The 14714-nt window shown below is 71.3% G+C and carries 11 protein-coding genes and 1 rRNA gene; 11 read left to right on the top strand and 1 reads right to left on the bottom strand.

All coding sequences use genetic code 11. From position 1 onward, the window contains the following. Positions 1 to 26: 26 nt before the first annotated feature. The 10 genes from rrf (at position 27) to L3Q65_RS17440 (ending at position 10981) form a co-directional block, all read left to right on the top strand. Positions 27 to 143: ribosomal RNA gene (gene rrf / locus L3Q65_RS17485) — 5S ribosomal RNA — on the top strand. 206 nt (positions 144 to 349) lie between these two features. Continuing rightward, positions 350 to 2767, top strand: a complete 2418-nt coding sequence (locus L3Q65_RS17480) for a hypothetical protein (RefSeq protein WP_237600266.1) — start codon at positions 350 to 352, stop codon at positions 2765 to 2767. Further along, the gene (locus L3Q65_RS17475; RefSeq protein ID WP_237600265.1) at positions 2760 to 3737 is read left to right on the top strand and encodes an HAD-IIA family hydrolase; all 978 of its coding nucleotides are present in this window, start codon (positions 2760 to 2762) and stop codon (positions 3735 to 3737) included. Before L3Q65_RS17480 ends, L3Q65_RS17475 begins: the two co-directional genes overlap by 8 nt. 16 nt (positions 3738 to 3753) lie before the next feature. Continuing rightward, positions 3754 to 3960, top strand: a complete 207-nt coding sequence (locus L3Q65_RS17470; protein ID WP_009079580.1) for a hypothetical protein — start codon at positions 3754 to 3756, stop codon at positions 3958 to 3960. A gap of 5 nt (positions 3961 to 3965) precedes the next feature. Next, positions 3966 to 4793 (top strand): TlyA family RNA methyltransferase, encoded by an 828-nt coding sequence (locus tag L3Q65_RS17465; protein ID WP_304504565.1) that lies wholly within the window; start codon positions 3966 to 3968, stop codon positions 4791 to 4793. Continuing rightward, complete coding sequence (locus tag L3Q65_RS17460) at positions 4790 to 5710, top strand: NAD kinase (RefSeq protein ID WP_182896857.1); 921 nt, start codon at positions 4790 to 4792, stop codon at positions 5708 to 5710. Before L3Q65_RS17465 ends, L3Q65_RS17460 begins: the two co-directional genes overlap by 4 nt. A 96-nt stretch (positions 5711 to 5806) precedes the next feature. After that, on the top strand, positions 5807 to 7591 hold the full coding sequence (gene recN, locus L3Q65_RS17455) for a DNA repair protein RecN (protein WP_237600264.1): 1785 nt from the start codon (positions 5807 to 5809) through the stop codon (positions 7589 to 7591). A gap of 10 nt (positions 7592 to 7601) precedes the next feature. After that, positions 7602 to 8750, top strand: a complete 1149-nt coding sequence (locus L3Q65_RS17450) for a DUF1266 domain-containing protein (protein WP_237600263.1) — start codon at positions 7602 to 7604, stop codon at positions 8748 to 8750. A 102-nt stretch (positions 8751 to 8852) separates the two neighbouring features. Continuing rightward, a complete protein-coding gene (gene steA / locus L3Q65_RS17445; protein ID WP_037815443.1) occupies positions 8853 to 10037 on the top strand; it encodes a putative cytokinetic ring protein SteA in 1185 nt (394 codons plus the stop codon). Then, on the top strand, positions 10034 to 10981 hold the full coding sequence (locus tag L3Q65_RS17440) for a copper transporter (protein ID WP_182896861.1): 948 nt from the start codon (positions 10034 to 10036) through the stop codon (positions 10979 to 10981). Before steA ends, L3Q65_RS17440 begins: the two co-directional genes overlap by 4 nt. 293 nt (positions 10982 to 11274) lie before the next feature. Here the strand turns inward: L3Q65_RS17440 and L3Q65_RS17435 are convergent, their stop codons facing one another. Then, positions 11275 to 13176 (bottom strand): glycosyl hydrolase family 18 protein, encoded by a 1902-nt coding sequence (locus L3Q65_RS17435; protein ID WP_182896862.1) that lies wholly within the window; start codon positions 13174 to 13176, stop codon positions 11275 to 11277. Between the two features lie 392 nt (positions 13177 to 13568). Between L3Q65_RS17435 and L3Q65_RS17430 the strand changes: the two genes are divergently transcribed. Then, positions 13569 to 14711 (top strand): acyltransferase, encoded by a 1143-nt coding sequence (locus L3Q65_RS17430; protein ID WP_237600262.1) that lies wholly within the window; start codon positions 13569 to 13571, stop codon positions 14709 to 14711. The last annotated feature ends 3 nt before the right edge of the window (positions 14712 to 14714 follow it).

Here is a 14714-nt window from a genome sequence, read left to right as displayed (position 1 = left end):
GGCGGGTGTGTGTTGTTTCGGAGTGTTTCGGTGGTTTTAGCGTCAGGGAAACGCCCGGTCCCATTCCGAACCCGGAAGCTAAGCCTGACTGCGCCGATGGTACTGCAACCGAAGGGTTGTGGGAGAGTAGGACACCGCCGAACTCAACCTGACAGTCTGGGCCCCGGTCCGAGAACCCCCGTGGTTCTCCCGGGGCCCAGACTCATGTTCGCGTCCGCTCGGGCAGCGCGCGAGGCGGCTGAGGTCCGCCCGCGCGAGGTTGCTCCGAACGGGCCCGTAGGATAGTGAATCGGCCCTCGTACGGAGGGCCTTCCTCAGAATTCCAGAGTTGTCTATGGCAGGAGGCCAGGTGTCCGAGTTCGGTCGACGTGACTCAGCGGATGAGGGGTCCGGTCGGTCGGCTCGCCGCGACCAGGACTCCCGCGGCGGCCGGTCCGACGCGCCCCGGGGAGACCGGCGCGGCGCGCGGCAGGACCGCGGCGGGCGGGACAGCCACCAGGGCCGGCCCCGGCGGGACGATCGCGGCGCACGCGGGTCCGGCGGGTTCGCCGGCCGCCCCGGCCGCGGCGACGGCCCCCGCGAGAACCGCGGCTACGCCGGGAAACGCGACGACGACCGCGACTTCCGCCCCCGCGGCAAGCGCGAGTTCGACCGGCCGCAAGGCAAGTCTTACGGCGACCGCTCAGGGCGTCCGGAGGGACGCTCGTCCTACGGCGAGCGCTCCGGCGGACCCGGCAAGTCGTCCTACGGTGATCGTCCGGAGGGGAAGTCCTACGGCGATCGCGGCGGGCGGCCGCAGGGGAAGTCGTCGTACGGGGAGCGCTCCGGCGGGCGCTGGAACGACGACCGGCGCGGCGGCGACGACCGGCGCGGTCCGGGCGGATATCGCGGCAAAGACTCCCAAGGCGGCGGGTTCCGCGACGATCGGCGCGGGTCCGGCGGGTTCCGGGACAACGACCGCCGCGGCGGTTACGGCGATCGCGACAACCGGGGCGGCAAGCCCGGCGGATACCGCGACGATCGCGGCGGCAAGCCGGGCGGATACCGCGACGATCGCAGTGGCAAGCCGGGCGGATACCGCGACGATCGCAGTGGCAAGCCGGGCGGCTTCCGGGATCGGGACGACCGCGGGCCCCGCGACGGTGGGTTCCGCGGCGGGAACCGGGGATCCGGTGGATTCCGGGACGATCGTTCCGGCGGGAACCGGCGCGACGACCGCGGGTTCCGCAACGATCGCGACGAGCGCCGGGACAACCGTCCGGGCGGGTTCCGCAACGACCGCCGCGACGAAGGCGGCTATCGCCGGGACGACCGCTCCGGCGACCGCCGCGACAACCGGCGGGACGACCGTTCGGGCGGCTTCCGCAATGACCGGCGCGACGACCGCAGGGACGACCGGTCCGGCGGGTTCCGCAACGACCGGCGGGACGAAGGCGGTTACCGCGGGGACCGGCGGGACGACCGCTCCGGCGGATATCGCAATGACCGCCGGGACGAAGGCGGTTACCGCGGCGATCGGCGGGACGACCGCTCCGGCGGATTCCGCAATGACCGCCGGGACGAGGGCGGCTACCGGGGCGAGCGGTCCGGCGGGTTCCGTCGCGACGACCGGGCCGGCGACAGGCGACCTGGCGGGGATCGCCGGGACGAGCGTTCGGGCGCGTTCCGGAAGGACCAGCGCGACGGCGGCTTCCGGAACGAGCGTCAGGACGAGGGCGTCCGCGGGCGGCGCGACGAGGCCGAGGAGACCTCGTCGGCAGCGGTCGAGGAATCCGCGGTGGTCGACGAGGTGATCGCGGGCTCGGGCGCCGCTGACGTCGAGTCGGGTGCGGGGGACCGGCGCGAGAGCGTCGAGGCTGCTGAGCGCCAGGAACGGCGTGACGCGGAGGACCGTGGCGAGCGGCAAGACCGCTACAACCGCAGCGATCGCGACAACCGGGGCGGCAGGGACAACCGCGACAGCCGCAACGACCGGCGCGACCGCAGGGACGAGCGTCCCCGCGGCAAGCGTCCGGTGACCGTCGAGGAGCAGGACGCGGCACTCGCCCGCGAACTGCTCGAAGCGCCGGAACTGCCCGAGGACATCGAGTTCTCCGACCTCGACGAAGAAGTCCGCCGGGAACTGCGGACCCTGCCGAAGGGCCTCGCCGAGACCGTCGGGAAGCATCTGGTCGCCGCGGGCGGGCTGGTCGACGAGGACCCGGAGGCGGCGCTCGAGCACGCCCGGTACGCGAAGACCAAGGCGTCGCGGGTGCCGATCGTCCGCGAAGGGCTCGGGCTGGTCGCCTACCACGCGGGCAACTGGCAGGAAGCGCTGTCGGAACTGCGCGCCGTCCGGCGGATGACGCGCAGCGACGAGCACATCGCGATCATCGCGGACGCCGAGCGCGCGCTCGGCCGTCCGGAGCGCGCCCTCGACCTCGCCAAGGAGACCGACAAGGAACGGCTCACCAAGGCGACCCAGGTCGAGCTGGCGATCGTCGCGGCGGGCGCGCGGCGCGATCTCGGGCAGCTGGACGCGGCGGTCGTGTCATTGCAGGGGCCGGACCTCCAGGCGGCCAAGCGCGATCCGTGGAGCGCGCGCCTGTTCTACGCCTACGCCGACAACCTCGAGGCTGCCGGGCGCAAGGAAGAGGCCGTGCAGTGGTTCCTCAACGCCGCGGAGGCCGACGCCGAGGACGAGACCGACGCCGCCGAGCGGGCCGCGGACCTCGCGAACGAGGCGAACGCGAATCAGGCGGACGGTTCCAGCGAGTCGGGTGACTGACGTGGCTTACGACGCGCTGCTGTTCGATCTCGACGGCACCGTCTACCACGGGCCGCAGGTGATCGAGGGCGCCGCGGAAACCGTGGCCGCCGTGCGCGAGCAGGGCACGGCGGTCCGGTTCGTGACCAACAACGCGTCCAAAGCCCCGTCGGCGGTCGCGGAGCATCTCCGGGACCTCGGGATCTCCGCGGACACCGGAGAGGTGCACACGAGCGCTCAGGCGGCAGCCGGACTCCTTCGGGACCGGCTGCCCGCCGGCTCGAAGGTGCTCATCGTCGGCACCGCCTCGCTCGGCGACCAGATCTCCGCGGCCGGACTGGAGCCGGTGCGGACCGCGGGCGACGACGTTTCCGCGGTGGTGCAAGGACATTCGCCGGAAACCGGGTGGGCGGACCTCGCCGAGGCGAGCATCGTGATCCGGGCGGGCGGGCTGTGGGTCGCCACGAACACCGACACCACGCTGCCCACCGAACGCGGGCTGATGCCGGGCAACGGGTCGATGGTCGGGGCGCTCAGGATCGCCACCGGGGCGGAGCCGGTCGTCGCGGGAAAGCCGCAGCCGCTGTTGTTCGAGACGGCTGCGCGGTCGGCGGAAGCGAAGCGTCCGCTGGTGGTCGGGGATCGGCTCGACACCGACATCGCGGGTGCGGTCGCGGCGGGGCTCGACTCGTTGTGCGTCCTCACCGGCATCGCGACTCCCGCGACGCTGCTCACCGCCATTCCGGCGGAACGGCCGACGCATCTCGGCGCCGACCTCACCGCGCTCGCGCGGCCGGTGGACGAATTGCGCGTCGGGAAGCAAACCGGCTGGGAGATCAGCGAAAGCGACGTGCTGACCGTCCGCGGCGAGGGGGACAAGCTCGACCTGCTGCGCGCGCTGTGCGATTCGGCGTGGCGCACCGGGGTCGCGCAGGTGCGCGCGGACGGCGACGCGGCCGCGGCGGCGGTAGCCGGGCTCGGGCTGGCCTGACTGGTAGTTTGGGGCTGTGCACCCGAACGTTCCGCGGCCGGTTCCCGGACCCCCGCCGATCCCCGGACCCGGCCCGCAGCAGACTGACCCGCGGGCGGGCATCGACGAGGCCGTCGCCGGGCTCGACGACCTCGACACGCTGCCGCCCGCCGAGCACGTGGACCGGTTCGAGGCCGTGCACACCGAGCTGACCGTGGCCCTGTCCAGCATCGACAAGGTCTGACCGGCGTGGCCAAACGGGCCAGGCTCGACGCGGAACTCGTGCGGCGCGGACTCGCCCGCTCCCGCGAACAAGCCTCCGCGCTCATCACCGGCGGCAAGGTCACCGTGCGCGGCATGGTCGCCACGAAACCCGCCACCGGCGTGGAAAACGACGCGCCGATCGTCGTGAAGGACGAGGACGACCCGGGCTGGGCGTCGCGCGGCGCGCACAAACTCCTTGGCGCGCTTGAGCGTTTCGGTCCGGAAGGACTGACTGCCGAAGGCCGCCGCTGTCTCGACGCGGGCGCGTCCACCGGCGGGTTCACCGATGTGCTGCTGCGAAACGGGGCGGGCGAAGTCATCGCCGCCGATGTCGGGCGCGGGCTGCTCGACTGGAAGCTGCAGACCGACGATCGCGTCGTGGTCCTCGACCGCACGAACGTCCGCAACCTGACGCCGGACGTCCTCGGCGGCCAGGTGGATCTCGTCGTCGGCGATCTTTCCTTCATCTCGCTCAAGCTCGTGCTGCCCGCGCTCGCCGCGTGCGCGCGCGAAGGCGCGGATCTGCTGCCGATGGTCAAACCGCAGTTCGAGGTCGGCAAGGACCGGCTCGGCAGCGGCGGCGTGGTGCGCGATCCGGAACTGCGCGCCGAATCCGTGCTGGGCGTGCTCGCCGAAGCCGCGAAGCTCGGCCTGTCGCTGCGCGGGGTCGTCGCGAGCCCGTTGCCCGGGCCCTCCGGGAACGTCGAATACTTCGTGTGGCTCCGCAAAACGGAGCCGGAAGAAGCGGGCAGCGAAGCCGTCGAAAACGCCGAACGGCTCGTGCGCGCCGCAGTCCAGGAAGGACCCCAGTGACCGCCGAACGTGAAGTGCTCCTCGTGGTGCACCCCGACCGGGACACCACCCGGGAGGCCGCCCGCGAGGTGTCCCAGCGGTTTGCCAAGGCCGGGATCCGGCTGCGCGTGCTCGACGAGGACGTCCTCCAGCTGATCGACCCGGACGGCTGCATGGCCATGCCGTGCACCGTTGTCGCGCCCGAGCACAATCCGGCCGAGGGGGCCGAACTCGTGTTCGTGCTCGGCGGCGACGGGACCCTGCTGCGCGCGGCGGAACTCGCCCGCCCGGCCGAGGTGCCGGTTCTCGGCGTCAACCTCGGCCGTGTCGGCTTCCTCGCCGAGGCCGATTCGGACGCGCTCGCCGACGCCGTCCAGCGCGTGGTCGACCGTGAGTACCACGTCGAAGACCGGATGACCGTCGACGTCACCGTCACCGCCGACGGCGCCGAGATCTACCGGACCTGGGCGCTCAACGAGGCCAGCGTCGAGAAGTTCAGCCGCGAGCGGGTGCTCGACGCGCTGATCGAGGTCGACGGCCGCCCGGTGTCGTCTTTCGGCTGCGACGGCGTGCTGTGCGCGACGCCGACCGGCTCGACCGCGTACGCCTTCTCCGCGGGCGGCCCGGTGCTGTGGCCGGACGTCGAGGCGCTGCTCGTGGTGCCGAGCAACGCGCACGCGATGTTCTCCCGCCCGCTGGTCGTCTCGCCCGAATCGGTGATCACCGTCGGCATCGACCCGAAGGGCCCGAAAGCGGCGCTGACCTGCGACGGGCTGCGGTCGTTCGACCTGCCGCCGGGCGCGCTCGTGCGCGTCGTGTGCGGCACGCGGCCGGTCCGGCTGGTGCGGCTGTGGGACGGCGTGTTCACCGACCGGCTGGTGTACAAGTTCGGGCTGCCGGTGCGCAGCTGGCGCGACCGGCGCTCGGGAGACCGCTGAGCGCGACGCGCCCGCACAAGTGTTCGACCAGCGAAAAGAAGAGTTAGCGGACCTCGGACGCACAGAACGTCGGTGCGGGCCGCTACCGTATGCGTCGTGCTGGCCGAGATGCGCATCCAGGGCCTCGGAGTCATCGAGGAAGCCCTGTTGGAACTGCACGCGGGCTTCACCGTGGTCACCGGTGAGACGGGTGCGGGCAAAACCATGGTCGTCACCGGGCTGCATCTGCTCTCGGGCGGACGGGCCGAGGCGTCGAAGGTCCGGAACGGGATGCTGAAGGCATTCGTCGAGGGCCGGTTCACCGTGGGCAAGGACGACGCGGCCGCCCGCATCGTCACCGACGCGGGGGCCGATGTCGACGAGGACGGCAGCGTCATCGCCCTGCGCACGGTCGCCGCCGACGGGCGCTCGCGCGCGCACCTCGGCGGCCGGTCGGTGCCGGTCGGGGTGCTGTCCGACCTGTCCGAGCAGGTGATCGCCGTGCACGGGCAGAACGACCAGCTGCGGCTGCTGCGCCCCGCCGAGCAGCGCGCGGTCATCGACCGGTTCGCCGGCGAGGACGTCGGGCGGCCGCTCGCCGCGTACCGCCAGGTCCGCGAGGAATGGCTGGCCGTGATCACCGAGCTGAGCGAGCGCTCCAACCGTTCCCGCGAGATGGCGCAGCAGGCGGACCTGCTGAAACACGGGCTGAACGAGATCGACGCGGTCGCCCCCGAACCGGGCGAGGACGTCGAGCTCACCGAGCAGATCAAACGGCTCGCCGCGGTCGACGAACTGCGCGCGATGGCCACCGAGGCGCACGCGGCGGTTTCCGGCGCGCAGGACGGCGATCCGGACGCCCCGGGCGCGCTCGGCCTGGTCGGCGAGGCGGTGCGGCGGCTGGTTTCGGCGGAGGACTCCGTGCTGCGCGACCTGGTACCGCGGCTGGAGGAGGCCTCCACGCTGCTGAGCGACGTCGGCGCGGAGCTGGGCAGCTACGTCGAGAATCTGGACGCCGACCCGGCGCTGCTGGAGAAGGTGCTCGCGCGGCAGGCCGATCTCAAACGGCTCACCCGCAAGTACGCCGCGGATGTCGACGGCGTGCTGGCGTGGGCCGAAGACGCGCGCCGGCGGCTCGAATCGATGGACACGTCCGAAGAGGCCTTGGCCGCGCTGGCGTTGCGCCGCGACGAGTTGGCTGTGCAGCTGGTCGCGCACGCCACCGAGGTTTCCGCCGCGCGCGGCAAGGCGGCCGCGGAACTGGCCACGGCGATCACCAAGGAGCTGTCCGGTCTCGCGATGGGCCAGGCGGAGCTGGAGATCACGGTCGAACAGCGGCCGGCCGAACACGGTGACAGGCAGGCGCTCGCGATCGACGGACACGCGGTGCACGCGGGCCCGGACGGCGTCGACGAAGTGGAACTGCTGCTGCGCGCGCACAACGGCGCGCCGCCGCTGCCGGTGCACAAAGCCGCTTCGGGCGGTGAGCTGTCGCGGGTGATGCTGGCGATCGAGGTTGTGCTGGCGCACGCGGACACGGTTCAGACGCTGGTGTTCGACGAGGTCGACGCCGGGGTCGGCGGCCGGGCCGCGGTCGAGATCGGACGGCGGCTGGCGCGGCTCGCGCGCACCCACCAGGTCCTGGTGGTCACGCATCTGCCGCAGGTCGCCGCGTTCGCCGACCAGCATCTGGTGGTGGACAAGGGAACCAGCGGCGGCGTCACGCGCAGCGGCGTGAAAACGCTCGACCAGGACGACCGGGTGCGCGAGCTGGCGCGGATGCTCGCCGGCATGGACAGCACCGAGACCGGCCGCGCGCACGCCGAGGAACTGCTTGCCACGGCGGAGAAAGACAAAGCGAAGAACACCGGCGCGAAGCGCAAGCGCGCGAAGAAGGGCTGAGGCGGATTCCATGACCTGGGCCACGCTGGCCGACGTCGAAGCCGAACTCGCCCGCGCGCGGCGGGAGGACGATCTCGACCGTTTCCTCGCACTCCTCGGCGACGAGGAGCTCTTCGTGCCGATCCACCGCGACGAGGCGCAGCGGCTCGCGCAGGACCGGACCTGGTCGCCCGCGAAAGTCTGCTGCGCGCACGGCGGCGAACCCTCGCTGCAGGTGTTCACCCGCGGCGCGCTGCCGGATTTCGGCGCGGACGTGGTGTTCCTCAGCGGCGACCTCGACTGGGCCACGCACGGTCTCGGCGAAGAGGAACAGGTCGTGTTCAACCGCGGCACCCTCGGCGAATGGCGGGTGCGCGCGGCGGCCGTGCTGCCCTGGGTCGACGCGAACCCGCACCGGGTCACCGCGGTGGAGCAGCAGGTCGAACGGCTTTACACGGCCCGGTACGGACTTCTCGACGGTCCGGTCGCGCGCGCGCTCGCGTGCGGCGCGCACCAGGCGGTGCTGTCGGCCGAACCGTGGAACGTCCTCGACGCGCGGTACCACGACTACGTCGCCGAGGTCCGCGGCCTGCGCGACTGGTGGGGCGTCGCGGACGCGGCGGGCTGGCGGGCCGCGATGGACCGGCTGCTCGGCGATTCCTACCAGCTCACCACCGGAAACCTCGTGCTCGTGCTGCGCGCCCGCTCCGGGCTCGCGCTGGACGTCTACGGCTGGGTCGAACTGGTCCGGCAGTGGTGTGCCGACAACGACGCCGAGGACCAGGCCGGGCCGCTCGTCGACGCGGTGCGCCGGATCGTCCGGTACGAACAGCGGTTCCGGGCGGACGGCCTGCTCGAGCCGGACGGCGTGGTGGACAGCATCATCGGCTGGGACGTCGGCCGCGCGGTCGAATTGGCGCGCTGGGGGCTGGCGGTCGGGTACTGCGACGCGCTCACCGCGGAATTGATGGTGCTGGAGGCGGGCGCGATCGCCCGGCGCTACCACGGTTCCTGGGCGGAATTGTCCACCGGATACGTGCTGGGCAGGCTGCTCGCGCTCGACGGCGAGGAATTCGGGCCGGAATACGTTTCGGCCGCGCGCGTGCGCCACCGGTTGCTGAACGATCCCGCGAGCCCCTGGTCCAACCTCGATTTCGAGGCGGGCGGACCGCACAGTTAACCCCGGCTCCGCACCTCGCGCGACATGGCTCACCACAACGAGTCATGTCCGCTTCGGCGCGTCGGCTCCGCACCCTGGCACAAATTTGTCACCATCAGCCACATGAAGCTCACTGGTCTTCTCGCGCGGAACCAAGAAGCCCTCCCCGGCGTCATCGGTGTCGCGCGGGTCGACCGGCGCACGCGGGAGCTGCTGCGCCGGGTCAGCGCGGGCGACATCGTCGTGCTGGACCAGCTCGACCTCGACCGGGCCACGGCCGACGCGCTGGTCGCCGCCGAGGTCGCCGCGGTGGTCAACGCGTCCCCGTCGATTTCCGGCCGGTTCCCCAACCTCGGCCCGGAAATCCTGGTGGCGGCGGGCATCCCGCTGGTCGACTCGGTCGGCGGGGACCTGCTGCGCAGCGTCAAGGACGGCACGAAGCTGCGCGTGCACGAGGGCGCGGTCTACCTGGGGGAGCGGCAGCTGGCGACCGGGGTCGAGCAGACCCCCGAAAGCGTCGCCGACCAGATGATCGAGGCCAAGGCCGGGATGTCGACCCAGCTGGAAGCCTTCTCCGCCAACACGATCGAATTCCTGCGCCGCGAGCGGACGCTGATCCTCGACGGCGTCGGCGTGCCGGAGCTGAAGGTCCCGGTGCGCGACCGGCACGTGCTGGTCGTCGCCGCGGGCAACGGGCACGCCGAGGACCTCAAGAAGCTCAAGAAATACATCGGCGAGCACCGGCCGGTGCTGATCGGCGTCGACGCCGGCGCGGACACCCTGCGCGCGCAGGGCTACCAGCCGGACGTCATGGTCGGCGACCCGACCGGGATCGGCACCGCGACGCTGCGCAGCGGCGGCGAGGTCGTCGTCCCCGCGCAGCCGGACGGGCACGCGCCGGGCGTCGAGCGGATCCAGGATCTGGGCATCGGCGCGGTCACCTTCCCCGCGTCGGGCAACGCCGAGGACCTCGCCCTGCTGCTGGCCGACGCGCACGGCGCGAGCCTGGTGGTCACCGTCGGATTCCAGGCCACGCTGCGGGAATTCCTCGACCACGGCCGGTCCGGGTCGAACCCGTCCACGTTCCTCACGCGGCTCAAGCTCGGCACGAAGCTGGTCGACGGCAAGGCCGTCGCGACGCTGCACCGGGCGAGGGTGTCGCTCGGCGCGGTCGCGCTGCTCGTCCTCGCCGCCATCGTCGTCGTCATCGCCGCGCTGCTGGTCTCCGACGTCGGCTCCGTCTATCTCGAGTGGATCCAGCACACCTGGTCCACGTTCGTCGCCTGGGTGAAGGGTCTCTTCACGTGATTTCCCTGCGGTACCACATCGTTTCCATCACCGCGTGCTTCCTGGCGCTGGCCGTCGGCGTGGTGCTGGGCTCGACCGCGCTCAACGGTTCGCTGCTGTCCGGGCTCGCGGACCAGAAGAAAGACCTCGGCACGCAGGTCGCCGATCTCGAAGCGCAGCGCAACTCGCTCAACGCGCGGCTGTCCGACGCGGACGCGTTCGCCGGGACGATGGGACCGAAGGTCGTCGCGGGCGCGCTCGACAAGCGCAGCGTCGTCATCGTCACCACGCAGGACGCGCGCCCGGCCGACCGCGACGCGCTCAAGAAGCTCGTCGGCCAGGCCGGCGCCTCGGTGACCGGCGAACTGCAGCTGACCAACGCGTTCACCGACCCGGCGAAGGCCGACCAGTTGCGCGACGTCGTCACGCGGCTGCAGCCCGCCGGGGCGAAGTTCCCGACCGCGGGCGACTCCGGCACGCTCGCCGGCGCGCTGCTCGGTTCGACGCTGCTGCTGGACAAGGCGAGTGCGAAACCGCAGTCGAGCGGCGACGAACTCGCCGCCGCGCTCGGCGGGCTGACCGACGGCGGTTTCGTGAAGCCGAGCCAGGGCGTGCAGCCCGCGCAGCTGGCGATCGTGCTGACCGGAGCACAGCAGACCGGCGACGGCGCGGGGGACCGGGCCGCGACGATCGCGCGGTTCGCCGCGCAGATGGACCGCTCCGGCGCGGGCACGGTGCTCGCCGGGGACCCGGGTTCGGCAGGCGGCTCCGGCCCGATCGGGGTGGTGCGCGCGGACACCTCGGCCACGTCGATTCTGTCCACTGTGGACAACGCGGACTCGGCGGCGGGCCGGGTCGCGACCATTCTGGCGTTGCAGGAGCAGCTCAACGGCGGTTCGGGGCGGTACGGCATCGCGGGCAACGCGCAGGCGATCGCGCCGGGCGTGGCCGCTTCGGGGAACTGAACGAGAGACTTTCCGCCTCCCGCACAACAGTCGGCGGCGGCGCCGGATTCCCTTCGAGGGTGGGGGAATCGGGGGCCGCCGCTGACTTGTGTGCGGGCTGTGCGGCGGCAGGTTTCCCGCGAGAGCGAGGAAACCCGGTGCCGCCGCTGGCTTGTGCGGACTGCGCGGCTGGTCCCCTTAGCGGGAATCCAGTGCCGCGCTGAGTCGTCGAAAGGCGATGCGGCGGCGGCACCGGTTCCCCTCGGGGTGGAGAATCCGGTGCCGCCGCCGTTATTCATGCGCCTGCCGCGGGGTCAGCAGGTGCCGTTGTCGGCCCAGACCGACGCGCTGCCGGGCGTTTCGCCGCGCGTCCACCACTTGGCGGACCAGCGATGGCCGTTGTAGGACACGACCGCGCCCGCGTTGTAGGACTGGGAGGTGTTCCACGCCGCCGGGCACGCGGTCGTCGGACCGCCGCCGCCGGAGCAGGCTCCGTTGTCCGTCCAGACGTCCGAGGTGCCGGGCTGCTCGCCCTGCGTCCACCACTTCGCCGTCCAGGTGTGGTTGTTGTACGACACGACCGCGCCGCCGTTGTAGACCTTGCCCGAATCCCAGGCCGCCGCCGTGCACTGGCCGCCCGGCGGAGTCGTCGGAGTGGTCGGAGTGGTGGGCGTGGTCGGGGTCGTCGGAGTGGTCGGGGTCGTGGGGGTCGTCGGCGTAGTGGGCGTGGTGGGCGTCGTCGGGGTGGTCGGCGGCGGGCCGGAGCAGCCCTCCGTCGGCGCGGCGAGCCCGTCCACGACCGCGTGGAACAGCGTCGAATCGGGGTCGAGGTCGTAGAGCGAGAACATCATCGCGCCGCCGAGGCCGTTGCAATGGATGTAGTCGGTGCGCGCCTTGATCGACTGCTTAGACGAACCGCCGTAGAAGCTCGTCCCGTCGTAGAACCACGCGGATTGCGTTGTCGGGTCCCAGAACGTGGTGGCCGGGTTGTCGACCACGCCGGAGAGTTCCTTGTACATCGCGACGCCGGGCACGTTGCCGCTCAGCGGATGCGGAGCGGACGGACCGGTGGCGGTCTGGTAGAGCCCGTGGTTCGAGCCCGCCGGAACGCCGGTCCAGCCCCGGTAGTAGAACGGGATGCCCAGGGTCAGCTTCGACGCCGGGAACCCGCCGGGGATGCCGTACGCCGGATCGCCTTGCGTGTACGCCTTCATCACCTGGTCGATGGTGTACTTCTCGGTGCCCGGCGGAATGGGCGTGGACGGGTCGTTCGGCGACGGGTAGAGCGGGTCCTGGAAGTTCGTCGGACCGGTCTTGTCCCACGCGCCGTGCATGTCGTAGGTCATCGGGTCGGCGAAGTCCATGTACTGGTGGATCTTGTCGGTCTGGATCTTCGCGATCTTGTCCTGGCCGCCGGGCAGGGCGGCCGAAAGCGCGTAGTGCTTGCCCAGCGCGTCCAGCTGGCCGCGGAACTCGGCGAGCAGCGAGGTGAAGTTCTGGGTGTCGTTGGGGCTGTAGTGGTTGCCCGTGTGTCCGCCGGGGTGCGCCGGGTACTCCCAGTCGATGTCGAACCCGTCGAAGATGTTCGCGGCGGTGCCGGGGCCGCCGAAGCCGCCCGCGTTCGGGATGTTGCCCTTGATGAACATGTCGATGCAGGAGCTCACGAACTTCTTGCGGGAGGCGTCCGTGGCCGCGGCGTCGGAGAAGTACTTCGAGTAGGTCCAGCCGCCGAGCGACAGCAGCACCTTCAGGTTCGGGTGCCGCGCCTTGAGTTCCTGCAGCTGGTGGAAGTTGCCGACGATCGGCATGTTGTAGGTGTCGGCGGTGCCGTCGACGCTGATGTCCGAGCCGAACGACTTCTGGTAGTCGGCGAACTGGTCGCCCGCGCCGTCGCCCGCGTTCGGGTCGTCCTCGCCGCCCGGGTCGGGGGTGGTCGCCTTGGTCGTCTCGAAGCAGGTGAGGTTGGTCGGGTCGATGTTCTCGAAGTCGTAGAGCAGGTAGTCGATGTTGTCGGCGATCTTGTCGACGTTCTTGAGGTAGTAGGCGTTCTGGTAGATGCTCCATTGGTCGAAGTAGGCGATGCGCAGGCCTCCCGAGGAGGGCGCGGGCGTCGCCGTGGCCGGGGCGGGCCGGGCCAGGATGGTGAGACCGGCCACGACCACGGCGGCCAGGGCGGCGCAGGCCACGGCCAGCGGTCTCAAGGTCCGGTGGGGCATAAGGATTCTCCCTCGCACAAGCGAAGTCCGCTCGCCGCACCGGAATGCGCGGCGAACGTCGGACATCGGGTGATCACTGCAGGAGCGGGGGCCGGCCCGTAGTCGAATGTGAACCAGGGCACAGCCGGAGTCAATACTGTGGACTAGACCAATTTCCGAGCCTGGGCGTTTTGTGGTGAAGTGTCCGGAAAGGCCCGACGAACGGCCTGTTCCAAGCGGGGCGAGTGGTCCGGTGCCGCGGGGCGGCGCCGGTTCACCCGTACGGGTGTGGTTGACCCGACACCCGTCCCGTGCGGCATCAGGCGAGTCTCAGGAAGATCATGGGTGGCTCACAGCTGCGCACGAGAGCCTGGCACCATGAGCGCCAACGACCCCGGGAGCACGGCCGAACGATGACCACTACCGAGATCCCGCTCGTCCGTGCGGACGAGCCGGCGCCCGCCAAGCCGACGCACCTGCGGCAGCTCGATTTGTACCGCGTCGTGACGTTCGCCCTGGTCATCCTCATCCACGTGATCGGCTCCACGACGTTCCCGCAGGACGTCGTCGCCGACGCGTTCCAGACCCCGCTGCACCTGACCCGCGAGGCGTTCTTCGCGCTGACCGCGTTCGTGCTCGTGTTCGGCTACCGGGACCGGCCGGTGGCGACCGGCAAGTTCTGGCGCAGGCGGTTCCCTCTGGTCGCGGTCCCGTACGTGACCTGGACGGTCATCTACCGGGTCTATTCGCTGATCACCTCGGACCAGCCGTTCGGGTCGATCGGCGCGCAGCTGCGCACGCTCGGGCTGGACCTGCTGACCGGGAACGCCTGGTACCACATGTATTTCATGCTGGTGACGCTGCAGGTGTACCTGCTGTTCCCGCTGCTGGCCAAGATGTTCGACCTGATCCGCCGCCGTCCGTGGACGGTGCTGGCGGTGTCCGGCGCGGTCCAGGTCGCGGTCGCGATCTTCATGAGCTACCCGCCCGCCGCGCTCGGCTACGGCTTCGTCAGCAAGTTCTTCGCGACTTTCCTCGTGTACCAGTTCTACATGCTGCTCGGCGCCGCGGCGGCGCTGCACTTCGAGGCGGTGCACGCCTGGCTGCGCACGCACGCGCGCTGGGTGCTGCTCGCGATGGCAGGCGGGCTCGCGATCGCCGAGACCGGCTACTTCGTGAGTGTCCACTTCGGAGAGTGGCCGGAGATGGCGTCGGACGCCTTCCGCCCGTACCTGATCCCGTGGTTCGTCGCGGTGATCGCCGGGATCTACCTCGCGGGCGCGCGCTGGGCGGAGAGCAGGCAGCGCGGCGGAAGGTTCGTGTCCTGGGCGGTGAACCGGTCGTTCGCGGTATTCCTGACCCATCCGATCGCGATCGCGGTGCTGGACCCGCTGTTCGTCTTCGTCGGCGACCGCTACGGCGCGCCGTGGACGACGCTGGTGGCGTACCCGGCGACGGTGGCGCTGACCTTCGCGATCGTCGAGGTGCTGCGGCGGCTGCCGTGGAGCAAGGCGCTGACCGGACGCGCCCGGGTGCCGGTGCGGGCCTCGGTCTGAAGG

Origin of the sequence: Amycolatopsis sp. FU40, from assembly GCF_021903635.1 — a bacterium.
Taxonomy (GTDB): domain Bacteria; phylum Actinomycetota; class Actinomycetes; order Mycobacteriales; family Pseudonocardiaceae; genus Amycolatopsis; species Amycolatopsis dendrobii.
The sequence above is the reverse complement of the archived record's forward strand: the minus strand, read 5'-3'. Positions and strand labels throughout refer to the sequence as shown.

What these genes read in the sequence shown, in the direction of transcription:
- L3Q65_RS17435 (WP_182896862.1), bottom strand. Translation starts at nt 13,176, where the DNA reads ATGCCCCACCGGACCTTGAGACCGCTGGCCGTGGCCTGCGCCGCCCTG.
- steA (WP_037815443.1), top strand. Translation starts at nt 8,853, where the DNA reads ATGAAGCTCACTGGTCTTCTCGCGCGGAACCAAGAAGCCCTCCCCGGC.
- L3Q65_RS17430 (WP_237600262.1), top strand. Translation starts at nt 13,569, where the DNA reads ATGACCACTACCGAGATCCCGCTCGTCCGTGCGGACGAGCCGGCGCCC.
- L3Q65_RS17450 (WP_237600263.1), top strand. Translation starts at nt 7,602, where the DNA reads ATGACCTGGGCCACGCTGGCCGACGTCGAAGCCGAACTCGCCCGCGCG.